Below are 24,964 nucleotides of genomic sequence, written 5' to 3'. Positions count from 1 at the left end.
TGGCATAACTTATTTGGGGATGTACTCGAAATCGGGATTGAGCTCGTTGTCGATCTTCTTCCAGGCATCCTCAAGCTGGGCGTTCAGCTTGCCTTCAGTCTCTTCGTTCAGCTTGATCCGTCTTTCCAGCGTGATTGGGTCCCCAAAGTTGATCTCCAGGCCCTTTCTAGCCAAGACGCCCTTGAAGGTCAAGGGACCTTGGTAGACCACGGGCACCAGCGGCCGTCCGGACATCTTGGCGATAAACCAGGCGCCGCTCTTTAGTTCAGCAGAGTGGCGGGTGCCGGAAGGAAACATGATCAGGGAAAGGTTTCCTGATTTCAAGCCCTTGACGGGGATTTTGATAACGGAAGGACCAGGGTGGGCCCGGTTGACGGGGAAGGCATGGGCGTTGGTCAAAATCCAGCGCAAGACCGGATTCTGAAACAGTTCCTGCTTGGTCATGAACATGAATTCCGCGGGACTGGCGGCCAGGGCGAACAGGATTGGCTCCCACCAGGTCCGGTGGGGGGCAACCAAGATATAGGTTCCTTCTGGCAGCCGGTTCTTGTTGTGTACGTGCAGGTGACCGTTTAAGACCCACACGATAAAGCGGACGATTGGCCGAAAAATACGATAAAGCATAAAAAATGACCTCCGATATAGTACAATATTATACCATAGCGAATTTGTAAAAAGGAAAAGTTGATAATGGTTGAACTCAAAAAGAACGAGCGCGTCGACTACATGCTGGGCGACGCCATTAAAATCATTCAAGATGAGAAGTCTTTTGCCTTCTCATTGGATACCCTGCTTTTGGCTTACTTTGCCAAGGAAGCCGTCCGCGACCGCTCCAAGGTCGCGGACCTATGCAGCGGCAACGCGGCCGCCAGCCTTTACATGGCCAGCTTCAACCGGGCCCACTATGACGACGTCGAAATCCAGGCCGACATTGTGTCCAAAGCCAGACGGTCGGTTGAGCTGAACCACATGGAAAACCGGATCGCGGTGCATCAGGGCAACGTCGTTGACGCGGGGGATTTTTTGCAAAAAGACAGCTATGACCTGGTCGTGGTCAATCCGCCTTACTTTAAGGCCCCAAAGGGGCACAAGCTCAACCCTGACCAGGCCAAGGCCATTGCCCGCCACGAGCTCCTGGTCAACTTGGAGCAGATCATTGCTGTGTCGAGCTCGCTTTTGAAGATGAAGGGCAAGATGTTCATGGTCCACCGGCCCGAGCGCCTGGGCGAGATTATTGCCTGGGGAATCAAGCACGACCTCGCCGTCAAGACCGTCCAGCCTTTCGTCTCCCACCGGGGCGAAGACACCAATCTGATCGTGGTGGAAGCCGTCCGCCATGGGGCAGCTGACGGGCTGGTCCTGAAAGACGCCATCGAGGTTCATGAAGCGGACGGGACAAATACGCCGAGAATCAAGGAGATTTTGGAGGCCAAGGTTGAGGCAAAGACGGAGAAGCACTATTTCTACGTGCTCCTTTGCGCTGACGGCAGCCTGTATGGCGGCTACACCAATGATCTGGCCCACCGCCTGAGTGCCCACAATGCCGGAAAGGGAGCCAAGTACACCAAATCCCGGCGGCCAGTCAAGCTGATCTATCATGAAGAGTTTGCCGACAAGCGCCTGGCCTTGAAGCGGGAGTACTGGTTCAAGCACCATGACCGGGCCTGGAAGGAAAAGTTTCTGGCTGAGCATGGGGCGAAACTTGACAAGTAGTTTTCCTTGACAAAGAGGAAAATTCTGCTTGCTTTTTGCCTTAAAATCTAGTATGCTTGTAAAGCGTGCGATGCACGCGAATAAATCAACACACATCAAGAGCGATCGCCGGCCAGGTGCCTAAAGACAAAAGGTGGGCTAGCGAAATGAACGCTTGAGAGGAAAAACCTAGGAGGAATTATACATGTCAGTTGTATCTATGAAGCAATTGCTTGAAGCCGGTGTCCACTTCGGCCACCAAACCAGAAGATGGGACCCAAAGATGAAGCCATACATCTTCACTCAAAGAAACGGGATCTACATCATCGACTTGCAAAAGACCATCAAGATGCTTGACGACGCCTACAACTACGTTAAGGCTGTTGCTCAAGACGACGGCGTATTTTTGTTCGTTGGTACTAAGAAGCAAGCCCAAGACGCAATTGCTGAAGAAGCTACCCGTGCAGGCCAATACTACGTCAACCAACGCTGGCTCGGTGGTACTTTGACTAACTGGACCACTATCCAAAGCCGCGTAAAGCGTCTTAAGGAATTGAAGAAGATGTCAGAAGACGGCACCTTTGACGTACTGCCAAAGAAGGAAGTTGCTTTGCTGACCAAGGAATTGGAAAAGCTGCAAAAGTTCCTGGGCGGTATCGAAGACATGCCTCGCATCCCAGACGTGATGTTCGTTGTTGACCCAAAGAAGGAAAAGATTGCCGTTCACGAAGCCAACAAGCTGGGCATCCCGGTTGTTGCCATGGTTGACACCAACACTGACCCAACCCCAATCGACGTAATCATCCCTTCAAACGATGACGCAATCCGCGCAATCCGCTTGATCTCAGGCGCTATGGCTGATGCCGTTATCGAAGGCAAGCAAGGCGCTGACGCCGGCGATGCTGAACAAGAAATGTCTGAAAGTGCTGAAGAAGCTGCTGCTGAAGAAGCAGACGACGCTGAATAAGCTGATCTTTGGAAGAATCAATCATTTTAGTTTGACCTGGAGGACTTTTTTATAATGGCAAACATTACTGCTAAGCAAGTTAAGGAATTGCGTGAAACTACTGGTGCCGGCGTCATGGACGCCAAGAAGGCATTGGTTGAAGCCGAAGGCGACATGCAAAGAGCGATCGAAATCATCCACGAAAAGGGTGAAGCAAAGGCTGCCAAGAAGGCCAACCGGATCGCTGCTGAAGGCTTGACTGGCGTTTACGTTGAAGGCAACGTGGCTGCGATCGTTGAAGTCAACGCTGAAACCGACTTCGTAGCTCAAAACGAACAATTCAAGACTTTGGTTGACCAAACTGCTGAAGTTATTGCTAAGGGCAAGCCAGCCAACAACGAAGAAGCAATGAAGCTTACCATGCCATCCGGCGAAAGCTTGGAGGAAGCATACGTAGAAGCTACTGCAACTATCGGTGAAAAGATTTCATTCCGTCGCTTTGCCGTGCTTGAAAAGACTGATGAACAACACTTTGGCGCCTACCAACACAACGGTGGCCACATTGGCGTTCTGACTGTCCTTGAAGGCGGCGACGAAGCCCTGGCTAAGCACATTGCAATGCACATTGCCGCAATGAGCCCAAAGGTTCTGTCATACAAGGAACTTGACCCAGACTTCGTACGTGAAGAACTGGCTCAGCTCAACCACAAGATTGACCAAGACAACGAATCACGCGCCCTGGTCAACAAGCCAGCTTTGCCACACCTTAAGTATGGCTCAAAGGCCCAATTGACTGATGAAATCTTGGCACAAGCTGAAGAAGACATCAAGGCAGAACTTAAGGCAGAACACAAGCCAGAAAAGATCTGGGACAAGATCATCCCAGGTAAGATGGCCCGCTTCATGCAAGACAACACCAAGGTTGACCAAGAAAACACCTTGCTTGCTCAACTTTACGTAATGGACGACAGCAAGACTGTTGAAGAATACCTTGAATCAGTCAACGCTTCCGTAGTAAGCTTTGTTCGTTTCGAAGTCGGCGAAGGCATCGAAAAGAAGGAAGAAGACTTTGCTGCTGAAGTTGCTGCCCAAATGAAGAACTAATTTCTTCTACTTTTTAACAGAAGAAAAGGATGGATTTGCTCCATCCTTTTTTTTTATAACTTTTTAGCGGTACAATATTAAACGGAAATATAGTGGGTTTTATGGTAGAATATTTAGAGCTAATCTAGGAGGTCATTATGAGTCAAGTTAAATATCACCGTATTATTTTGAAAGTTTCCGGCGAAGCATTGGCCGGGGAAAAGGGCACCGGGATTGATCCAACCGTGATCAAGAAGCTGGCCCAGGAAATCAAGCTGGTGCACGACATGGGCGTCCAAGTCGGGATCGTCTGCGGCGGCGGCAACATGTGGCGCGGGGAAACTGGCGCCAAGCTGGGTATGGAACGTGCTCAAGCTGACTACATGGGCATGCTGGCTACGATCATGAACGGCCTGGCCCTGCAAGACGGTTTGGAAAGCGTTGGCGTGTCAACCAGACTCCAAACTTCCATCTCAATGCGGCAAGTTGCTGAGCCTTACATCAGAAGAGTTGCGATCAGCCACTTGGAAAAGAACCGGGTCGTAATCTTCGGCGGCGGGACTGGCAACCCTTACTTCTCAACTGACACGACCGCTGCCCTGCGCGCGGCCGAAATCAACGCTGACGTGATCTTGATGGCCAAGAACGGCGTTGACGGCGTCTACACTGCTGACCCGAAGCTTCACCCAGATGCCAAGAAGTTCCACGAACTGAGCCAATTGGACATGATTTCCAAGGGCCTGCAAGTCATGGACAGAACTGCCAGCTCACTGTCAATGGACACCCATATTCCATTGATCGTCTTCAACGTCAACACCCCAGGCAACATCAAGCGGGTCGTGGAAGGCGAAAACATCGGTACTATTATCAGAGGTGACAAATAATGAACAACGAAACGATTGAAAAAGCCAAGTCCAACATGAACAAGTCCATCGAGGTTTACCAAAGCAACCTCGCGACTGTCCGTGCCGGCGTGGCCAACGCGGCCTTGCTTGACCGCGTCAAGGTTGAATACTACGGCGTCCCAACCCCATTGACCCAATTGGCCGGGATTACCATTCCTGAGCCACGCGTCTTGATGATTACCCCTTACGACAAGGGGGCTCTGGACAACATCGAGCACGCGCTGCTGGCTTCAGACCTGGGCCTTACGCCAGCTAATGACGGGAACGTCATCCGCTTGGTGATTCCGCAGCTGACTGGCGAACGGCGGCAAGAAATTGCCAAGGAAGTCGGCAAGCTGGCTGAAGAAGCCAAGATTGCCGTCCGCAACGTCCGCCAAGAAGCCATGAAGTCCCTGAAGCGGCAAGAAAAGGACGGGGACATCACTGAAGATGAGGAACGCCGCCTTGAAAAAGACGTGCAGAAGCTGACTGACGACTCAACCAAGAAGATCGACCAAATGGCTGACAACAAGCGCAAGGAAATTACGCAAGGTTAAGGTCAATGAGCGACAAGAACAAAGAGCTGAATCACTTAGCCATCATCATGGACGGCAATGGCCGCTGGGCCAAGAAGCGCCATATGCCACGGTTCATGGGCCACAAGGCTGGGATGGAGAATGTTGAAAATATTGCCTTGGCAGCAGATGAGTTGGGAATTAAAGTCCTGACTCTTTATGCTTTTTCAACCGAAAACTGGGCTCGGCCAAAGGACGAGGTCAACTACTTGATGAACTTGCCCGTCAAGTTCTTCAACAAGTTCATGCCCCGGCTGATGGAGCACAACGTGAGAGTCAACATCATGGGCTATCTGGACGCTTTGCCTGACGCGACCCGAGAAACCGTGCAGAAGGCGATGGATGAGACCGCCGGCAACACTGGCCTGATCTTGAATTTCGCCTTTAATTATGGGTCAAGAAAAGAAATCGCGTCAGCAGTGAAGGAAATCGCGGCTGAGGTCAAGGAGGGGCAGACCTCTTTGGCTGAGATCGATGAGGACCTGGTTGGCCGGCACATGATGACCGCTAAATTTGCCCCATATTCTGATCCGGACCTCTTGATCAGAACTTCCGGCGAGCAGCGCATCTCCAACTTTCTCTTGTGGCAGATTGCCTACTCAGAGCTGGCCTTTACCCCAAAGGCCTGGCCAGACTTTGACAAGGATGATTTGGCGGAAATGGTTAATATTTACCAGCACCGGGACCGGCGTTTTGGTAAGCTAGATGAAACAGATAGTTAGGTAATAATGGAACAAAAGAAAAAACGCACGTCACTGCAAACTAGAGTGATTACCGCAGTCGTTGCTTTATTGATTTTTATCCCAGTCGTCATTGCTGGGGGCGCGTGGATTGACTGGCTGGCCGCAATTCTGGCCGCCATCGGCATGAGCGAGGTCTTCTTGATGAAGAAGCAGATCCTGGTCTCAGTCGATTTCGTTTTGGCGGTTTTGGCCACCCTGACCTGGACCGTGCCAGACTCCTTCTTTGCCTTTTTGCCAAAGAACTGGAGCAAGTGGGGCGTCTTCTACGCCATCGTGATGCTGATTTTGACTTGGACCGTCTTGTCCAAGAACAAGACCACTTTTGATGACGCGGCCGTTTACGTCCTTTCCAGCCTGTACATCGGGACGGGCTTCCACTACCTGGCTGCCTTGAGAAACTCAAGCGCGGCTCATGGCCTGTGGCGGATCTTGTTTGCCTTCGTGATCATCTGGTCAACTGATACTTTCGCCTACTTGATCGGACGCAAGATCGGCAAGCACAAATTATGGCCGGTTATCAGCCCGAACAAGACCTGGGAAGGGTCAATCGGGGCTGTCATCTGCGCTGTGATTTTGGCGGCCGTTTACGTCAACCGGGCACCGGTTGGCGGTGACAAGACGACTTTGATCATCGGCTCCTTCTTCCTGTCAATCGTCGGGCAGATGGGGGACTTGGTCGAATCAGCCTACAAGCGCTTTTACGGGGTCAAGGACTCAGGCAAGATCCTGCCAGGACACGGCGGGATCCTGGACCGGTTTGACAGTACCTTGTTCGTGCTGCCGATCGTGGCCTTGATCTTCGGGATCTAAGATCGGCTGCAAGTTGTCATAACAGGGAAGGAGCTGCCAGTGAAGGGTATACTGATTTTTATTATCGTTTTTGGCCTCTTGGTCTTCGTGCACGAATTCGGGCACTTTATCGTGGCCAAGAAGTCGGGCATCCTGGTCCGGGAGTTCTCGATCGGCTTTGGTCCCAAACTGGTCCAGCTGCGGCGCAGCCAAACGACCTATACGATCAGATGGCTGCCGCTGGGAGGCTATGTCCGCCTGGCTGGATCCAATGACCAAAGCGAGATTGACCCGGGGACGGCCGTTGTCTTGCAGACCAATGACCAGGGGATCGTGACCAGAATCGATGCGTCTGAGTCTGACCTGCCAATTGAAGGCATCCCGGTCCGGGTAAGCAAGGCTGACCTGGTTGACGAGCTGACCATCAGCGGCTATGAAAATGGCGATGAGAGCGACTTGCGGACCTACAAGGTTGACCATGACGCGACCATGATTGACCAAGACGGCACTGAGCTGCAGATCGCCCCGCGCGATACCCAGTTCCAGGAAGCCAATGTCTGGCACAAGCTAGCGACCAACTTCGCGGGTCCTTTCATGAACATCGTCTTGGGCTTTGTCGTCTTCATGGTCTGGAGCTTCGCGGCTCCAGGTCCGGCTACGACGACGATTGCCAAGGTCATGCCAAACTCACCGGCCCAAAGCGTCTTGCAAAAGGGCGACCGAATTGAGGCGGTCAATGGCCGCAAGACGGCTGACTTTGCGGCTGTTTCAGAAGCAATCGGCAATTCAAAGGGCAAGACTTTGACGATCAAGCTGGAGCGCGGCGGCAAGGAAGCCAGCGTCAAGCTGACCCCCAAGTACGACAAGAAGTCCAAGTCCTACCTGGTCGGCATTGTTGCCGCGACCGATGAATCGGCAAAGGTCAAGTTCAAGCGCGGCTGGACCAGCGCGGTCCAAACAACGGGCATGATCTTCAGCGCGGTAGGGGACTTGTTCCGCCACTTCAGCTTGAACAAGCTGTCAGGCCCAGTTGGGATCTACTCAGAGACCAGTCAGGTATCGTCAATGGGCTTTACTTACCTTTTGGCCTTTTTGGCCATGATTTCCATCAACCTGGGAATCGTGAACCTGATTCCGATCCCTGGCCTGGACGGCGGCAAGCTGCTCCTCAACTTGATTGAGCTGGTCAGAGGCAAGCCGATCTCAGAAGACCATGAAGCCGTGGTTGACTTGATCGGGGTCGTCTTCCTGCTCTTGCTGATCATCGCCGTCACTGGTAACGATATCTATCGCTACTTCATCAAATAAACACTAGTATATTAGGAGAATTTTACAGAAATATGCGTCAATCAAACTTTTTCATGCCAACGCTGAAGGAAACTCCAGCTGACGCCGTAGCTAAGAGTCACCAAATCATGCTTCGGGGCGGTTACATCCGTCAGGTCACTGCCGGGGTTTATGCCTACCTGCCGCTGGCTTACCGGGTTCTGCGCAAGACCGAAAAGGTGATTGAAGAAGAAATGGCAGCCATCAACGTGCCGGAAATGCAAATGCCGCACATGCTGCCAGCTACCCTGTGGGAAGAATCAGGCCGTCTGGAAAAGTACGGTGCTGAAATGTTCCGCTTGAAGGACCGCCATGGGCGCGAAACCTTGCTGGGGCCAACCCACGAAGAAACCTTCACCGAAATCATCGCCAAGAATTTGAAGTCCTACAAGCAAATGCCGCTGCAGCTGTACCAAATTCAGACCAAGTTCCGGGATGAAAACCGTCCCCGCTTCGGCTTGCTGCGCGGGCGCGAGTTTGTGATGCTGGATGGCTACAGCTTTGCGGCCAGCCGCGAGCAACTGGACAAGCAGTTCGACGATGAAAAGAGCGCTTATGAAAAGATCTTCAAGCGCGTCGGCGTGGAAGTACGGCCAGTCATCGCTGACTCAGGCACGATGGGCGGCAAGAACTCTACCGAATTCCAAGCCCCAGCTGCCGTTGGCGAAGATACCATCGCGACCAACGAGACCGGCACTTACGCTGCCAACTTGGAAATGGCGGTCAGCGTCGACACCTTCAAGCAAGAGCCTGAAGCGCTCAAGGACATGGAAAAGGTGGCTACGCCAGGCTGCGAGTCAATCGACCAGCTGGCAGACTTCTTGAAAGTGCCGGCAACCCGGATCGTCAAGAGCATCCTCTACATTGCTGATGAGCAGACCAAGGTTTTGGTTCTGGTCCGCGGCGACAAGGAAATCAATGAAGTCAAGCTGACCCACCTGCTGGACTGCGACAGCCTGCGCACGGCTGAAGCCGGCGAGCTGGAAAAGATCACGGGCTCTGGCAAGGGCGGCGTTGGCCCAGTCAAGGCTGACTACGCGGACAAGATCGTTGCTGATGAAACGGTCAAGGGCCTTTACAACGTGGTCGTTGGTGCCGGTGAAACCGACTACCAATTCGTCAACGCCAACCTGGACCGGGACTTCAAGGTTGATGAATTTGCTGACCTGCGCGTTGCCAATGAAGGCGAGCCAGACCCAGTTGATCACCTGCCATTGAAGTTCACCACTTCAATCGAAGTTGGCCACATCTTCAAGCTGGGCACCTACTACACTGAGCACATGAACGCCAAGTTCCTTGACCAAAACGGCAAGGCACAGCCAGTCATCATGGGTTCATACGGGATTGGGGTGACCCGGCTCTTGTCAGCGATCGTTGAGCAGCACGCTACTGAAAACGGCGTTGCCTGGCCAAAGGAAGTTGCGCCATTTGGCATCCACATCATTCAAATGAAGATGAAGGATGAAATCCAAAGCAAGATTGCCGCTGATTTGGAAGAAAAGTACGCCAAGTACGACGTCTTGTACGACGACCGCAACGAACGCGCCGGCGTCAAGTTCAACGATGCCGACCTGGTTGGCGCGCCAGTCAGAATCACCGTCGGCCGCGATGCTGCTGATGGCTTCGTTGAAGTTAAGCGCCCAACTGATGAAAAGGCCGTCAAGATTGCCTTGACTGACCTGGACGACTTTATTGAACAAGAATTAGACTAGGATTGATTCTCGTGACTGAACAAAACGAACTCTTTTTGAAGTTGTTGAAACAAATTAAGTTCCCGGCTTCGGGATATGAAGATGCTTCGGTTGTACAGGCAGGGGAGATAAGAAACGTGGATGTCTACAGCAAAGAGCGTAGATGGGATATCCACGTTTTTTTTGCTACTCCCTTGAAGTTTGAAAGCTACAATGCCTTAAACCAAGCCATTAAGCAGGAATTCAAGGACTTTGTCTCCGTCCGCCTCTTTGTCGAGACGGCCTCAGGCGCCAGCCAATATCTGCCTGACTACTGGCACTATGCGGTTGACCAGTCGGAAGTCTTGAACTCCCAGCCTGGGGCCAGGTCATTTTTGTCTGGGCAAAAGCCCAGCCTGCAGGATGGCCGCTGGGTAATTCCCGTCAACAGCCAGATCTTTGACCAGATGATTGAGCAGCGGCTCCTGGACTCCTTCTCCCTGGAGCTGCGCCGGTACGGCTTTTTCAACATCAAGCTGATCACTGCGGTCAATGACGTGAGCGCGCAGAATGATCTGGAAAGTCTGGCCCAGCTGGCCCAGCAGCATGAAGAGAATATGCAGCAGGCCTACCAGGCTGCCCCGCCTGTGCCAAAAGCCCCGTCACGCCAGTCTTATGCAGGCGGCGGCAGAAGAAAAGGCCGGCGAAATGCCTTTGGCCCCGGGTCGATTGCCGAAAACGCGGAGACTACCCAGCTGAAGGATTTAAGCGAAGACCAACGCAGCGCGGTGGTTGAAGGGCATGTCTTCAAGGCGGAAATGACCGAGCTGAAGTCTGGCTCCTTTATTTTTACTGGGGAAATGACTGACTATACCAGCTCCATTTCATTTAAGAAGTTCGTTCCGGACTCCGCCAAGGAAGAAATCGACTACTTGAAGAACGTGAAGCCAGGCGTTTGGATCCGCATGCAAGGGGCCTTGAAAGAAGACCAGTATGCCCATGACTTGGTCTTCAACATCTACAACATGGAGCTGATTGAGCACGAAGGGCGCAAGGAAACCTACCAGGGGGAAGAAAAGCATATTGACCTGCACGTGCACACCAACATGAGCCAGCTGGACGCGACCGCGGACGTGGCTGATTTGGTCAAGACGGCCAAGAAGTTTGGCCAGAAGGCCATCGCCATTACTGACCATGCTGACCTGCAGTCCTTGCCTAATGCCTTCGTGGCCGGAAAGAAAAACGACCTGAAGATCATCATGGGCCTTGAGGCCAATATGGTTGATGACCATGGCTTATTGGTCCTGAACCCAGCGTCAATGACTTATGAGCACCGCGAATTCGTCATTTTTGACGTGGAAACGACTGGCTTGTCCTCCGTCTATGACACCATCATTGAAATTGGGGCGGTCAAGATGAAGGACGGGGTGGTCCTTGACCGCTTTGACAAGTTCATCAACCCCCACCACGAATTGTCCGAGCAGACCATCAACCTGACCTCCATTACCGACGAGATGGTACAAGCAGCCGATGATGAAGCAGTAGTCATCAAGCAGTTTATGGACTTCTACGGCGACCGGCCGCTTTGCGGGCACAATGTCCAGTTTGACGTCGGCTTTGTCAACGCGGCCTTGAAGCGGTGCAATTTGCCGCAGATCACCCAGCCGGTCGTTGACACCCTGGAAGTCTCCAGACTCTTGCACCCAGAGCAGTCCCGCCACACCCTGGACTCGCTCTGCCGCAAGTACAACGTCGTCCTGGAGCACCACCACCGGGCCAACCAGGACGCGGAAGCCACCGGCTACCTGATGTTCAAGCTCCTGGATGACTTAAAGGAAAAGTACCACGAAGACGACTTGGGCAAGATGAACGACTTCTCCAACGGGGAAGGCTACAAGCGTGCCCGGCCGACCCATATCACGATCCTGGCCAAGAACCAGCTGCCAGGCTTGCGGAATCTGTACGAGCTGACCAGTCTGGCCGGAATCAAGTACAACTATAAGGGCCTGCGGACGCCAAAGTCGGAGTTGATCCGCCTGCATGCCGGCCTGTTGTACGGCTCAGCCTGCAGCCAGGGCGAAGTCTTTATTGCCATGATGCAAAAGGGCTATGATGAGGCCAAGCGCAAGGCGGAATTCTACGATTTCCTGGAAATTCAGCCCCCGTCAAACTACTCCAGTCTGCTTGACGATGGCCTGATCGCGGATGAGGACCAGCTTGAAGAGATCCTGATGAACATCTATAAACTGGGCAAGGAAATGGGCAAGCTGGTCGTGGCCACGTCTGATGCCCACTATATTGAGAAGCATGATGGCATCTATCGCGACGTCCTTTTGGCCGCGCAGAGGGGGAATCCAAACCGCAACAAGAAGCACCCCGACCTGCACTTCTACACGACCCAGGAAATGCTGGATGAATTCAGCTTCATGGGTGAAGAGATTGCCAAGGAAGTCGTCATTACCAACCCGAACAAGATCAACGACATGATTGATGAAGGGGTGCAGCCGGTTCAGGACGAAAGCTTCCCGCCAAAAATTCCGCATACGGCCGAACGGGTGCGCAAGCTGACCTATGATAAGGCCCACGAGCTCTATGGCGATCCGCTGCCGGAAAACATTCAGGCGCGCCTTGATCGGGAACTTGACGCCATTATCGGCAACGGCTACGGGGTCGTCTACCTGATCTCACAGATGCTGGTTGCCAAGTCCGTCAAGGACGGCTACCTAGTTGGGTCCCGGGGCTCGGTTGGCTCCAGTCTGGTGGCCACGATGATGGGAATCACTGAAATCAACCCCATGCCGCCGCATTACCGCTGCCCGAAGTGCAAGTACTCCGAGTTCTTTGAGCACGGGGAATACGCCTCCGGCTTTGACTTGCCGGACAAGAACTGTCCAAACTGCGATACCTTGATGGTCAAGGACGGGCAGAACATTCCTTTCGAAACCTTCCTTGGCTTCCATGGGGACAAGGTGCCCGACATCGACTTGAACTTCTCCGGCGACTACCAGCCCGTAGCCCACAACTTCATCCGGGTCATGTTCGGGCCAGACCACTCCTTTAAGGCCGGGACCGTAGGCACCTTGGCTGATAAAAAGGCGATCGGCTATGCCAAGCACTTCCAGGATGAGCACCCGGAGATGAAGATCAACAATGCCGAGTCAGACCGTCTGGCCATCGGGGTGACCGGGGTCAAGGCCACGACTGGCCAGCACCCGGCTGGGATCGTCGTCTTGCCAGACGACAAGGACATCTACGAGCTGACTCCTTTGCAGTATCCGTCAGACGACATCTCAAAGGAATGGAAGACGACCCACTTTGACTTCCACCAGATTCACGACAACCTGCTCAAGTTCGACATCCTGGGTCACCAGGACCCGACGATGATCAGAATGCTCCAGGACTTGTCCGGGATTGATCCTTTGACGATTCCAACCGACGATCCAGCCGTCATGTCCCTCTTCTCCAGTCCCAAGGCCCTGGGCGTGACTCCAGAGCAGATTGGCTCACAGACCGGGACCTTGGGCCTGCCGGAATTCGGGACGCCCTTCGTCCGGGGGATGCTGGAAGAGACCAACCCGTCAACTTTTGCCGAGCTGCTGCAGATTTCCGGCCTGTCCCACGGGACTGACGTCTGGCTGGGGAATGCCGAAGAGCTGATCAACAACGGCACCTGCAAGTTGAAGAACGTGATCGGCTGTCGTGACAACATCATGACTGACTTGATTCACTGGGGCGTCAAGAAGGAAGTGGCCTTTTCCACCATGGAATCCGTCCGGCACGGGCGGGGGATTTCCGATGAGGACATGGCGGTCTTGAAGACCAACAAGAACATTCCTGACTGGTACATCCCGTCCTGTCTGAAGATCAAGTACATGTTCCCGAAGGCCCACGCCGCGGCCTACATTTTGATGGCCCTGCGGGTGGCCTGGTTCAAGGTCTACTATCCAGAGATCTACTACGCAGCCTACTTCTCAGTCCGGGCGGACAAAGTGGACGTGGAAGCCATGAGTCATGGGAAGAACTCAGTCATGGCCCTGATCAACCGGATCAAGGAAAAGGGGACGGCCGCCACTAAGCTGGAAAAGGACCTGCAGACTTACATGGAACTGGTCAACGAGGCGATCGAGCGCGGGATCAACTTCAAGATGGTCGACATCAATGAGTCGGAAGCCACTACTTACAAGATTATGGACAAGCACACGATCCTGGTGCCGTTCAACGCGGTTGACGGCCTGGGCGACAGTGCCGCCAAGCAGATCGTGGCCGCCCGCTCAGAAGCGCCGTTTTTGTCAAAGGAAGACCTGCAGATCAGAGGGAAGGTTTCCCAGAAGATCATGGACTTCTTTGAGGTTAACAATGTTCTTGAAGGGATGCCAGACCAAAACCAGCTGTCTTTATTCTAATTTTGAATATTCCCAAAAGTCAGTGTTAATGCACTGGCTTTTTTGATGTGTACGCATTTATTTATAGTTGTACAGCTGATATTTCTTAATAGTATAATAAATAGGTGACTAGACCTTTTGATATCTAATAACTAATCAGAGGAAAATAGGGGTGTTGAGATGACGGTTGATGCAATCGATTTGGTAAAAAATATCCAGCCAAATCCTAAAGGTGTAGAAAGACTTGTAAATTACTTAGGACTTGAGCTTGAAAAGATTGAATCAGTTAGTGATGCGTTTGAGGACGATACGATTTTTGGCTTTAGAAGACCAAATGGATTAGATGGAACATTTGCTTATGTGATATTTACCGAAAAACTAATGGCAAATACTAGAGCTAACCAATATCATGGCTTTTTCAATATTGCAACTCAGGTAATGAAGGAGAGAGGACAAACTAGCTCAGAGGTTGACTTCATTATTGTTATTGGTGACGGAACTCTCATTGTTTTTGATTCGGCAGATTATCGAAGAAGACTGATTTTAACACCAGAAAAACTAGAAAGAAACCACTCTAAGTATCTAACGAAATTTGAATCATTAAAGTCCGAGTCATTAATTGCTAATAGCGCATATGTTGAGGATGAATTCTTTGGTGATACAGAATTAGATCCAAACTTAAAAAATGAATTATTCCGTTTTGCCATCGCAGACGATGAACAGTTTATCAATAAGACAAGAATCATCAGATTGAATTTTTGGAGACGAATCAGGGAAGACAGTAGATGTAAAGCCATTATCAAGAATATCTTCTTTAATGATCAGAATAATGTTGATACGGAATCTAACTACTATGGGGATGTAGTATCCGCCGTTCTAGATACGCTAGTTTTGCGATATATCTTGGTCAGAATCTTAGAAAGAAGATTTGGCTATGACAATGATCTAGCTAAGAAAACTGTAGCAAAAGTTGGCTTAGGGACTTCAATGTCAATTGATAAACTACTTGAAAGCAAAGTGCACTTTGATCATCAAGAAGAGCAAGATGCCTTTGACCCCAAGACTGGCGTGATGGACTTATTTAAGTTAGAGCCAACGAATGATTTTGATAAAGAGAGTATTTCAGAAATTCAAGAGGCTCAGCCAAAGTATATGGTTGAAGAATATGGCGGAGACCTTTATGTCTCTGAGATCGCAAAAGCTGCTACTCAAATAGAGGGGACTTTGACAGAGTCAGAGTATGCCCTTATTTGGAATGTCACTAGTTCAACTGACTTAGATTTTGATCTCGAAGATGTTACGCCAGGTACGATTGGCGAGCAGTATGAACAAACGCTTCAAATGAAGCTAGAGAAGAATGCAGCGGGTGAATGGGAATACAGCAAAGATAATAGTCTTCAAAAATCACAAGGCTCATTCTATACAAACTCCAAAATTACTGACTACATCGTTGATCAAACCTTGGGCAAGAAGCTTGATCAAATTAAAAAAGAGCTGATTGAAGCATCTAATGCTCAAAGAGAAAAGCTTTTACGCAGTGTATTGAAGCTGAGAATGGCCGACATTACAAGTGGTGGGGGTACTTTCTTAGCAGGTGCCGTTCGCAAACTTGGTAGCTGGTATTCTGAACTCGAAAGAAAAGAGGAAATAAAGCCTTTACTACAAAAAATCAAGGGGCTTGAAACAGAGAGTGCATTCCAAAAGTATGCAGTTAACAATATGATCTATGGTGTAGACATGGATCTTAAGGCTTTGATTGTTTCTAGCTTTGCTTTGACTTTAGAATCCTTGGGGGATGTTCAGGAAAAATTACCAGAATTGATCAATAAGACCTTAATTCACCAGAATTCAGTTATTTCCTTAGTTCCAGAATCAAAAAAGCAAACTTACTTTAATACCTACAAAAATGAAATCAAGGAACTCTATCAAGAGAAGAAAAAGTGGATTTCAAAGAAAAAGAATAAGTTCTATGGAGTAAGGGAAAATCTACAAAACACGTTTGCAAAATTGATGGCAGAAGAACTGGAATCAAAGAAATATTCTAAAGAATCACTGCTTCAACTGTTTAAGGACAAGCATATGGAGGTACTGGAATTTAATCTTCCAGAGGTCTTTTTCAATAAAGATGGTGAGTATGTTGGTGGTTTTGATGTTATATTTGGTAACCCTCCATACATCCAGCTCCAAAAGAAAGAAATTTTCTCTGATGAAGAAAAGTATGTATATAAAGAGCTAGGTGAGTTTAAGAGCTATGAAGCTACGGGTGACATTTATGCCTTGTTCTACGAACGTGGTTTAAATTTGCTGAAAGAGGATGGTCTCTTAGGATTTATTACTTCAAATAAGTTCTTGCGGGCAGGATATGGAAAATCTTTAAGAAACTACTTCTTGGAAAATACAAATCCACTATTGCTTGTTAACTTAGGCTCAGGGATGTTTGGGGCAACTGTAGATACTTGTATTCTGATTGTTGAGAAATGTGAAAACAAGGATATGCTTAAAGCAGTTGATCTGGCAAAAAGGGCTAGTGAACCAAAAGCTCGTTTAGAAAATATGAGCGATTATATTGAGCAGAATACTACTTTGGAACCTTTTGGGAAGAATGAAAGCTGGTTAATCCTTTCAAGTATTGAACGATCAATAAAGAAAAAGGTTGAAAAAAATGGAATTCCATTAAAAGATTGGGATATACAAATCTATAGAGGTGTTTTAACAGGATACAATAAAGCTTTTATTATAGATGAAAAGCGAAAGAATGAACTTATATTGGAAGATCCAAAATCGGCTGAAATTATACGACCAATTTTACGTGGCCGTGACATAGACCGATATGGTTATAAATTTGCGGATTTATACTTAATTTGTACATTTCCCGCCAAAAATCTAAATATAGATGACTTTCCGGCGATAAAAAAATATTTGTTATCTTTTGGTAAAAGAAAACTGTCACAATCTGGTGAGAAAAACATTGATGGTATCCAAGGGAATAATGCCCGTAAAAGGACAACCAACCAGTGGTTTGAAACTCAAGATAGTATATCTTATTGGGACGATTTTAATAAACCAAAAATGATATGGAAAAGGATTGGTTCAAAGCTTAGATTTTGTCTGGACACTCAAGGATTTTATTGTCTGGATAGCACCTGCATAGCAACTGGATCGTGCATATCATTCTTAGTAGCCCTTCTTAATACTACTATGGGAAATTATTTATTAAAAGATTCACCAAAAACTGGAACAGGAGACTTAATCGTTAGTGTTCAGGCACTATTACCGATTAAAGTACCGAGACTGAGCCAAAAAGATCAAAAAGAATATGAATCACTTTTAGCTTCTATCATAGAATGTATTAATAATGATCAAGATTATAAGTCTTATGAAAGAAAACTTGAGAGTCTGGCCTTTCAAATGTACGGATTAACTGATACTGAGAAAGAATATGTTATTCAAACTGTCAATGAATTATATCGATAACTCATAAAAAATTAATGGTTTAAGAGCCATTCAACTTCTTTTTTAGTAAATTTATAGTCCTTAATTACGTCTATATTCTCAATTTTCGTCTCTGAATACGGTGGAATTGGAAGGTTTTCTAGAAATTTTTTCTTATATCTATAGCCAGTATCACCTAATCCACCACCCGAATAGAACAATTTAAAAATTTTACCTACAATTGAGGAATTTAACCAATCTGTCAGATACTTTAAACTACTCGTGTTTTTGCCATAAATGATAACCGCGGTAACATCTGGAATAAAATGTTTATCTTCATCAAAATAAAATCTAGGTGACTGAACAATCTCAGAGAACATGATTTTTGGTTTATTAAAATCGTCCATATATGCACATCGCCTTAAATTATATGGCGTATCTCCTTGATCTTGACGCTTATAAATCTTATCCCAATATTGATCTAGGTGTCTTTTTATTGCTGGGTAACTTTCAATATTTATTGAGGGATGGTCTACACCTTCCTTGTCCGTATATTTGTTATAAGAATTTATGAGATAGATATTTGCAAAATTATATCCAAATCTTTTGATATCTTTGCCACGTAAAATTGGTCGTATTAATTCAGCAGTTTTTTCCTTTTCCTCAATTGTTAAGCAACTATCTAATATCTCCTCACGCTTTTCTTTACTAATGATGAAAGCTTTGTTATACCCGGTCTTAACACCAAAATTAATTGATATATCCCAATTCTTTAATGGAACTCCAACTGATTCTACCTTTGATCTTATTGACTGCTCTATTGGTGTTAAGATTAACCAATTTTCTTCTTTTGAATAGGATGCCGTGGTTCTATTCTGCTCAATATAATCGCTCATATTTAGAAAGCAGGTAATTGGATGAATTACGGGTATATTAGAGTAAGTACAGATAGACAGACAGTAGAAAATCAAAGATTCGAAATCGAAGAATTTTCTAGAAGGCGAAACATAACGATCGATTCGTGGACTTCTGAGGTGGTTAGTGGAACTAAGAAGGCTGACGAACGATTACTTGGAGACCTCCTTAGAGGACTAAAAAAGGGAGACCGGTTAATAGTTAGTGAACTCTCAAGACTAGGGCGTAATCTTCTACAAATCATGTCAATTTTGAACTATTTGATGGAGAAAGATATCATTCTTCTGACGGTGAAAGAAGGCTACGAACTCGGTAATAACATCAACTCAAAGGTTTTAGCTTTTGCCTTCGGTCTATCAGCTGAAATTGAAAGAAACCTAATTTCTCAGAGAACTAAAGAGGCTTTAGCTAGAAAGAAAGCCGAGGGTGTTGTCCTAGGTAGGCCAAAGGGGCCGGCTAAATTATCAACTTACAAGCTGTATAAATACAAAAATGAGATCACTAAGTTAAGAGATGAAGGAATGTCTTTTAACAAGATCGCAAAAAAATATCAAGTCAATCGTGCAACAGTATCTAAGTTTATCAAGAGGATTGGAGAAGAACGTAATGGCTAGTGATAAGTTTATCCCGAAAATCGGTGATACGAATCGAATCGATAATACGCCTGGTCGAACCATGCGCGGTGCAATTGCTGGATTAATGGCTGATAGTGGCATGATCCGAATTGCCAGTGGCTATTTTCGCTTAAGTGGGTTAGTTGAACTTGAAGATGATTTAAGAGATTTCTTTAACCGGTCACCTGAAAATAAGATCCAACTCCTTTTAAGTAATCAGTATGATCAAGCGAATGCTGAGACACGAAAAGTATTGGATATAGCTGAAGATCCTGTGGAATACCAGTCCGAATATTTCTTGCTAGATAATCAATTTTATCGTGCCATCGTAGATTGGGTTCAAACCGGCAGAATTGAAGTAAAGATCTTTGTCGACAGCAAGTTTCGTCAAACTCATTCAAAAGAGGATATTGCCTTCTTACATGGAAAAGCCTATTTATTCTCGCCTTCAGAAAATAGCAGAAATGGTGATGTCTTAATTGGTTCATCCAACTTCACTTATGGGGGTCTTGTTAAGAATCGTGAACTAAATATCTATTCTCAGGATACCTTCTCACCAATCAAAAGCTGGTTTGAAGAGATGTGGGATCAATACGCAGAAGACTATTCTGAAAAGCTCTTACAAGAATTTAGTGACCAGAAGAAGAAATACTCCAAACCTAAAGTACTTTATACTCCTATTAAGTACTTATACTGGAATTTAGGGAAATATTACGGTGAGAAAACTCCAGAAACCCTAGATATGAGAATTAAGGGGATCGAAGAAAACTTACCTTACGCAAAACATAAGGATGGAAATAAGTATTTTGCCCACCAGTTTATTGGAATTAGGCATGTTTACCAGCAACTACAAAAATTCGATACCCAAATCCTTGCAGATGGCGTTGGCTTAGGAAAGACACTAGAAGCAACTAGCATAATAAAGCTATATCAACAAGATTTGGCAACCCAAGATGATCATCGAAGAGTGCTGATTCTTGCCGGAAGACGCCTTAGAGAGCAGTGGGAAGATGAATTAAGGAATGCAGGGGTAAGTCGCGATAAAGTTGATATAGCAACAAGACAGGCATTTACTAATTGGAGTGATGAGCATCTTCAAGAAGCTGCAGAGATATACGCTTTATTTGTGATTGATGAAGCCCATGAAGGATTTTTACGTAAAAACAATAAGGCATATGAAAATGTTCAGAAGATCATTCATATCGCTAGAAACGTTCAAGGAAGAACAATTAGAGGCTTACTGCTAACTGCAACGCCTTGGAATAATTCAAGAGAAGATGTTATTCGCTTGGGACTCTTATTCTTGAATGTTTTAAAGGTACCTTCTGATCGACAATATCGCAGCTATGTGCTTACTAATAGAGAAAAGCTGCTTTATGATACGAAAGATAGTGGAAAATATAATCACCAAGCTTATATTGAGTTTTGGAAAGATTTATTCTATCAAAGAACAAGAACCAGTTTGGCAAACGAAAAGTATTTATCGGATCGCTATCCTACAAGACAGTTCCCACTTGAAAATGATGACAAACCATTTGTATTAAAGTATTCACCAGATGTCTCACAAGCACTGTCGGATACGCTAGAAAGACTAATTTCTCTAAAATTGCCATATCAAGACACAGTGTGGCAATACTTTGGTCCCAATGTTACTAGTAACATTAATCTGAGACAGAGATTTACTTTACTCAGAATGGTTGACTCCAGCAATGCAGCTTTTAGTAATAGTCTAAAAAATATCAAAAAGAAACTAGAGAACTTTAAAGAAGACATTTCGGAATTAAAGAATGCTGGGCTTAAAGAAGCAAAACAGTATTTTATCAGTAAAATTGACTCTGATATTAGCGTCAGTGACATAGACGATGAATTAGCGCTTGATCTCTTTGATAATGAAGAGGATGATCAGCAATTTGACCACTTGAGTTCTGCACAGCAAAATAGAATAAATTATGTTAACGAGGAGCTGACAGAAAATACTTTAGATGAATATCTGAATCGCATGCTAAACGACACAACCGCTGACATTCAAAGCATGGATGAAATTTTGTCTCAGTGGGAAATTGTTGCTACAAAAGATGAAAAGGAAAAGATCATACTAAAGAAGATCAAAGAAATAGTATCAAAGGGCAGTAAAGTCTTGATCTTTTCAGAATTTGCCAAAACTGTTGAAAGTTACTTTAATGGCTGCTTGGCTGATCCTGAAATCTTAAAAGCTGGTGTTGGGATGGTTGAAGGATCTAAGAGTATGATCAACCATGAAGAATGTCCAAAGGAAGAAGCCTTAGGGAGATTTTCTCCGCAATCTAAGTCGTATTTCCTAGACGGAAAATCAGAGATCTCCGTATTAATCGGTACTGATGCAATTTCAACAGGGCAGAACCTCCAGGATGCAAACTATTTAATTACCATAGAGCTTCCCTACAATCCAATGCGGCTTGAGCAAAGAATTGGGCGGATCGACCGACCAAAGTTAAATGGTAAAAATAATATCTATATTTATGCCTTCCCTTCAGAAGAAGTTATTAATGCAGAACTAAGGCTTGCCGAGCGTTATGAAGATAAAGCCACTAGCGCAAAAGAAGATACAGAAGGTGATTTTAAACTGCCATTTATCGATAACGGAGAATATCAAGGTCTTGTTAGTGGAAGCTCCTTACTCGAAGATACGAATCAAAATAAAGAAACCATTGTCGCTTCTGTCCAAGAAGATGAGGCACGAGGGCGAGCATATTATTATTATGCAAAAATTGGAAAGGTATTTAAACTGAATAAGGATACGCTTTTTAAACCCTATTCTTTTGGAAAGAAATGCGAATCAATTATACTATGTCAAACGATTCTTTTTGACATCAACCAAAAAGAGATCAAGGAAACAGATCCAGATCTTTGGGATATCGCAACGGGTGAGAAGATACCTTTTGTTAAAGCTGAAAATATCGTTCATAAAATGTTAGATGCCGATGCTGTCATCGCCAGGGAAGAAGCAACTCATTTATTAAAGAATGCTAGCCAGAATGAAGAAGAAGTTCTCAAGCAAGAGGTTCAAGATTATAATAGTAATTTGAAGCAAGTGACTGATTTAGAAACTCCGCTATCTTATATTGCCAAAATAAGAGAGACTCTAAAGTCAGGTATGAAAGAGTATCGTAACAACTTTAAAGAGCAGCATGTAAATGGTAAGAAATTTAACCAAATTGTCGACTCATTAAGTAACCGGGGCTTTAGTAAGGAGCAAAAGCAGTACTTGCAACTTTTAATGGATTCAGATGGTAAAATCAGTACTAAAAAGGTTCAGGAAAATGTTTGGAATAACTTGAATCGCTTTGTTGAGTTATTTGATGGAGAGATGCTTGGTCTTGAGAATAGCAGAAATGACTATGCTCGAAAAGCAAATAGTGAATTTTCGAAATTAAAGGTGGTTTCTGGGTTAATATCGACTAGCTTAAATTAATAGAGCTAGAAAATCATTAGTTTTCCTTGTCAGGCAGCACTAACTCTTTACAAGTTGCGTAAAGTGTGATATATTTTCTTTAGATCGAATATTGGTAAATTCGAGTGAGCAGCAATGCTCACTCTTTTTATTACGGAGGAAAACTTTGCCAAAAAACTTAGCTGTAATCCAAGAAGCAATTGAGCCAGTCATCAGCGGCAACGGCTGCGAACTGGTTGATCTGGAATATGTCAAGGAAAAGAGCCAATACTACCTGCGGATTTACGTCGACAAGCAGCCTGGCGGGATCGACATTGAGACGATTGCGGACCTGAGTGAATTGGTAGGAGAGAAGTTGGATTCAATGACTCCCGATCCACTGCCTGATCCCTACATCCTGGAGCTTTCTTCACCAGGCTTGGAGCGTCCGATCAAGAATGACCGCGACTGGGACCGGGCCAAGGGAGAATATATTCACGTCACCCTGTACCAGAAGCTTGAAGGCGACAAAGTCTTTGAAGGCCATCTGCAAGAGCTTGACGATGAGCAAATCCAATTGGAGATCAAGATCAAGACGCGCCGCAAATTGGTGACGATTCCGCGCAAGCAGATCGCCAGCGCCCGCTTTGCTATTGAATTTTAAGAAAGAGTGATCCAAAACTTATGTCAAAAGAAATGCTTGAAGCTTTTGATGTCCTGGAAAAGACCAAGGGCATCAAGAAAGATGTGATCGTTGAGGCCATGAAGGCTGCTTTGGCTGCCGCCTACAAGAAGAACTACGGGCAAGCCGAAAACGTGGAGATTGATTTTAATGACCGGACGGGCGACTTCAAGGTCATGTCCATCAAGACGGTCGTTGACGAAGTGCAAGACCCGCGCGTGGAAGTTTCGCTTGAAGACGCGACTGCCATCAACCGGGCCTACGAAGTCGGCGACACCATCAAGTTCGAGGTTACGCCAAAGAACTTTGGCCGGACCGCTGCCGCTACCGCCAAGCAGGTCGTAATGCAGCGCCTGCGCGAAGCGGAAAACGCCCACATCGTCAATGAATACTCCCAATATGAAGACGAACTGGTTACCGGGACCGTTGAAAGAACCGACAACCGTTTCGTATACGTCACGATCGGCAACGTTGAAGCCGTGATGGACATCAAGCGCGACACGATTCCAGGCGAGCACTACAACCCGCAAGACAAGGTCCGCGTATTGGTAACCAAGGTCGGTGCCGACGGCAAGGGAGCCCAGATCCGCGTGTCACGGACTGCTCCAGACGTCGTCAAGCGCCTGTTTGAGCAAGAAGTGCCGGAAATCTATGACGGGACCGTGGAAATCATGTCCATCGCCCGGGAAGCTGGCGAAAGAACCAAGATTGCCGTCAAGTCCAACGACGCCAACATTGACCCAGTCGGTACCTGCGTTGGCCCACGCGGCACGCGCGTGCAGAACGTAGTCAATGAACTGGGCGGGGAAAACATCGACATCGTCCAATACGAAGAAGATCCGTCAGACTACATCGCCAATGCTTTGAACCCTGCTGAAGTTATTGCGGTACAATTTGAAGATGAAGACGATGAAAAGAAGGCTTTTGTCATTGTGCCTGACTACCAGCTTTCACTGGCTATCGGCAAGAAGGGGCAAAACGTCCGTCTGGCTGCCCGCCTGACTGGCTTTAAGATTGACATTCGTCCAGAATCCGAAGTCGAATTTGTTGACGAAAGCGATGAAGAAGACGACACTGAAGCAGACGAAAGCGCAGAAGCAGCAAGCTTTGAATCTGAAGCCGCAGACGGCGACGTTGAAGTTGAAGACGCGGACGACGCTGAAGCAGCTGACGACGAAGCAGAAGATGAAGAATAACAGGTGATTTCTTTGAAGAAGAGAAAAATCCCAATGCGGAAAGACTTGTTGACCGATACGATGCAGCCCAAGAAAGAACTGGTCCGCATCGTTGTTGACAAGGACAAGAACGTTTCTGTTGATCCAACGGGAAAGAAGGCTGGCCGGGGAGCATACGTTTCTTTGGAGCCAGAGAAGATTGAGGCCGCGAAGAAGTCCAAGGTCTTGGACCGCAGCCTGGGGGTAAAGATCGCGGATGATTTTTACGAGGAACTCTTTGCCTATGTTGATCACCAGAAGGCTAGAAAAGAATTATTTGGTGATAAAAAATAATTAGCAATCGACAAAAAGCATTAAACCTGCTCGGCTTGGCCACCAGAGCCCGCAAGCTGGTCTCTGGGACGGAGATCGTCGTTGGCGCCATCAAAAAGGGCAAGGCAAAATGCGTAATCATCGCGAATGACTTGGCAGACAATGGTCAAGAGGAAGTGAGGAGCGCTCTGAAGCAGCATCCGGTACCGCTGGTGGCTGCCTTCAGCTCAGAGGAGCTTTCCCAAGCTATTGGCAAACAGCGCAAGGTATTGGCATTGACCGACTCCGGCTTTGCCAAGGCCCTGCAAGCAAAGATTAAAGAAGGAGTGTGATCT

At 47.0% G+C, this 24,964-nt stretch carries 19 protein-coding genes; 17 read left to right on the top strand and 2 right to left on the bottom strand.

Features of this window, described 5'->3' with window-relative positions:
- Positions 1–9: 9 nt before the first annotated feature.
- Positions 10–624, bottom strand: coding sequence for a lysophospholipid acyltransferase family protein (locus tag FYJ62_RS01830; RefSeq protein ID WP_154547174.1), 615 nt, complete (start codon positions 622–624; stop codon positions 10–12).
- Between the two features lie 66 nt (positions 625–690).
- On the opposite strand from FYJ62_RS01830, the gene FYJ62_RS01825 reads away from it, so the two are divergent.
- The 11 genes from FYJ62_RS01825 to FYJ62_RS01775 all read left to right on the top strand — a co-directional run bounded on the left by FYJ62_RS01825 (position 691) and on the right by FYJ62_RS01775 (position 17,564).
- Entirely contained in the window at positions 691–1,713 is a 1,023-nt protein-coding gene (locus FYJ62_RS01825; RefSeq protein ID WP_154547172.1) for a GIY-YIG nuclease family protein, read from the top strand.
- Positions 1,714–1,897: 184 nt separating this feature from the next.
- Positions 1,898–2,659 carry a 30S ribosomal protein S2 gene (gene rpsB / locus FYJ62_RS01820; RefSeq protein WP_154547170.1) on the top strand — a complete coding sequence of 254 codons (762 nt, stop codon included), beginning with the start codon at positions 1,898–1,900 and terminating at the stop codon, positions 2,657–2,659.
- 54 nt (positions 2,660–2,713) lie between these two features.
- Entirely contained in the window at positions 2,714–3,742 is a 1,029-nt protein-coding gene (gene tsf / locus FYJ62_RS01815) for a translation elongation factor Ts (protein WP_154547168.1), read from the top strand.
- 137 nt (positions 3,743–3,879) lie between these two features.
- Positions 3,880–4,605, top strand: coding sequence for a UMP kinase (gene pyrH / locus FYJ62_RS01810; RefSeq protein ID WP_154547166.1), 726 nt, complete (start codon positions 3,880–3,882; stop codon positions 4,603–4,605).
- Positions 4,605–5,162, top strand: coding sequence for a ribosome recycling factor (gene frr / locus FYJ62_RS01805; RefSeq protein ID WP_154547163.1), 558 nt, complete (start codon positions 4,605–4,607; stop codon positions 5,160–5,162). The genes pyrH and frr overlap by 1 nt, the downstream gene beginning before the upstream one ends.
- 5 nt (positions 5,163–5,167) lie before the next feature.
- Complete coding sequence (locus FYJ62_RS01800) at positions 5,168–5,902, top strand: isoprenyl transferase (RefSeq protein WP_154547161.1); 735 nt, start codon at positions 5,168–5,170, stop codon at positions 5,900–5,902.
- A 33-nt stretch (positions 5,903–5,935) separates the two neighbouring features.
- On the top strand, positions 5,936–6,733 hold the full coding sequence (locus FYJ62_RS01795) for a phosphatidate cytidylyltransferase (RefSeq protein ID WP_154547268.1): 798 nt from the start codon (positions 5,936–5,938) through the stop codon (positions 6,731–6,733).
- Between the two features lie 39 nt (positions 6,734–6,772).
- Positions 6,773–8,020 carry an RIP metalloprotease RseP gene (gene rseP / locus FYJ62_RS01790; RefSeq protein WP_206988340.1) on the top strand — a complete coding sequence of 416 codons (1,248 nt, stop codon included), beginning with the start codon at positions 6,773–6,775 and terminating at the stop codon, positions 8,018–8,020.
- A 32-nt stretch (positions 8,021–8,052) separates the two neighbouring features.
- Complete coding sequence (locus FYJ62_RS01785) at positions 8,053–9,750, top strand: proline--tRNA ligase (RefSeq protein ID WP_154547157.1); 1,698 nt, start codon at positions 8,053–8,055, stop codon at positions 9,748–9,750.
- An 11-nt stretch (positions 9,751–9,761) separates the two neighbouring features.
- Positions 9,762–14,111 carry a PolC-type DNA polymerase III gene (locus FYJ62_RS01780; protein ID WP_326831972.1) on the top strand — a complete coding sequence of 1,450 codons (4,350 nt, stop codon included), beginning with the start codon at positions 9,762–9,764 and terminating at the stop codon, positions 14,109–14,111.
- Positions 14,112–14,270: 159 nt separating this feature from the next.
- On the top strand, positions 14,271–17,564 hold the full coding sequence (locus tag FYJ62_RS01775; protein ID WP_154547152.1) for an Eco57I restriction-modification methylase domain-containing protein: 3,294 nt from the start codon (positions 14,271–14,273) through the stop codon (positions 17,562–17,564).
- Between the two features lie 11 nt (positions 17,565–17,575).
- Here FYJ62_RS01775 and FYJ62_RS01770 read toward each other — a convergent pair whose 3' ends face one another.
- On the bottom strand, positions 17,576–18,418 hold the full coding sequence (locus tag FYJ62_RS01770) for a TaqI-like C-terminal specificity domain-containing protein (RefSeq protein ID WP_154547150.1): 843 nt from the start codon (positions 18,416–18,418) through the stop codon (positions 17,576–17,578).
- Positions 18,419–18,439: 21 nt separating this feature from the next.
- Between FYJ62_RS01770 and FYJ62_RS01765 the strand changes: the two genes are divergently transcribed.
- From FYJ62_RS01765 to FYJ62_RS01740, 6 genes are all read left to right on the top strand, one after another.
- Complete coding sequence (locus FYJ62_RS01765) at positions 18,440–19,051, top strand: master DNA invertase Mpi family serine-type recombinase (RefSeq protein ID WP_154547148.1); 612 nt, start codon at positions 18,440–18,442, stop codon at positions 19,049–19,051.
- Positions 19,044–22,502, top strand: coding sequence for a helicase-related protein (locus tag FYJ62_RS01760; RefSeq protein ID WP_154547146.1), 3,459 nt, complete (start codon positions 19,044–19,046; stop codon positions 22,500–22,502). Before FYJ62_RS01765 ends, FYJ62_RS01760 begins: the two co-directional genes overlap by 8 nt.
- A gap of 145 nt (positions 22,503–22,647) precedes the next feature.
- A complete protein-coding gene (gene rimP, locus FYJ62_RS01755; RefSeq protein WP_154547144.1) occupies positions 22,648–23,124 on the top strand; it encodes a ribosome maturation factor RimP in 477 nt (158 codons plus the stop codon).
- 20 nt (positions 23,125–23,144) lie between these two features.
- Positions 23,145–24,338, top strand: coding sequence for a transcription termination factor NusA (nusA, locus tag FYJ62_RS01750; RefSeq protein ID WP_154547142.1), 1,194 nt, complete (start codon positions 23,145–23,147; stop codon positions 24,336–24,338).
- Between the two features lie 12 nt (positions 24,339–24,350).
- Positions 24,351–24,650: an RNase P modulator RnpM gene (gene rnpM, locus FYJ62_RS01745; protein WP_154547140.1), complete on the top strand. Its 300-nt coding sequence runs from the start codon at positions 24,351–24,353 to the stop codon at positions 24,648–24,650.
- A 26-nt stretch (positions 24,651–24,676) separates the two neighbouring features.
- Complete coding sequence (locus tag FYJ62_RS01740; protein ID WP_154547138.1) at positions 24,677–24,961, top strand: L7Ae/L30e/S12e/Gadd45 family ribosomal protein; 285 nt, start codon at positions 24,677–24,679, stop codon at positions 24,959–24,961.
- The last annotated feature ends 3 nt before the right edge of the window (positions 24,962–24,964 follow it).

It is taken from the genome of Lactobacillus porci (assembly GCF_009695985.1).
In the GTDB taxonomy this organism is placed as follows: domain Bacteria; phylum Bacillota; class Bacilli; order Lactobacillales; family Lactobacillaceae; genus Lactobacillus; species Lactobacillus absianus.
Note: the sequence above shows the minus strand (reverse complement) of the source record. Positions and strands in the feature narration are given on the sequence as shown.

What these genes read in the sequence shown, in the direction of transcription:
- FYJ62_RS01830 (WP_154547174.1), bottom strand. Translation starts at nt 624, where the DNA reads ATGCTTTATCGTATTTTTCGGCCAATCGTCCGCTTTATCGTGTGGGTC.
- FYJ62_RS01770 (WP_154547150.1), bottom strand. Translation starts at nt 18,418, where the DNA reads ATGAGCGATTATATTGAGCAGAATAGAACCACGGCATCCTATTCAAAA.
- FYJ62_RS01775 (WP_154547152.1), top strand. Translation starts at nt 14,271, where the DNA reads ATGACGGTTGATGCAATCGATTTGGTAAAAAATATCCAGCCAAATCCT.
- FYJ62_RS01785 (WP_154547157.1), top strand. Translation starts at nt 8,053, where the DNA reads ATGCGTCAATCAAACTTTTTCATGCCAACGCTGAAGGAAACTCCAGCT.
- tsf (WP_154547168.1), top strand. Translation starts at nt 2,714, where the DNA reads ATGGCAAACATTACTGCTAAGCAAGTTAAGGAATTGCGTGAAACTACT.
- pyrH (WP_154547166.1), top strand. Translation starts at nt 3,880, where the DNA reads ATGAGTCAAGTTAAATATCACCGTATTATTTTGAAAGTTTCCGGCGAA.
- frr (WP_154547163.1), top strand. Translation starts at nt 4,605, where the DNA reads ATGAACAACGAAACGATTGAAAAAGCCAAGTCCAACATGAACAAGTCC.
- FYJ62_RS01760 (WP_154547146.1), top strand. Translation starts at nt 19,044, where the DNA reads ATGGCTAGTGATAAGTTTATCCCGAAAATCGGTGATACGAATCGAATC.
- rpsB (WP_154547170.1), top strand. Translation starts at nt 1,898, where the DNA reads ATGTCAGTTGTATCTATGAAGCAATTGCTTGAAGCCGGTGTCCACTTC.
- FYJ62_RS01765 (WP_154547148.1), top strand. Translation starts at nt 18,440, where the DNA reads ATGAATTACGGGTATATTAGAGTAAGTACAGATAGACAGACAGTAGAA.
- nusA (WP_154547142.1), top strand. Translation starts at nt 23,145, where the DNA reads ATGTCAAAAGAAATGCTTGAAGCTTTTGATGTCCTGGAAAAGACCAAG.
- FYJ62_RS01825 (WP_154547172.1), top strand. Translation starts at nt 691, where the DNA reads ATGGTTGAACTCAAAAAGAACGAGCGCGTCGACTACATGCTGGGCGAC.
- FYJ62_RS01800 (WP_154547161.1), top strand. Translation starts at nt 5,168, where the DNA reads ATGAGCGACAAGAACAAAGAGCTGAATCACTTAGCCATCATCATGGAC.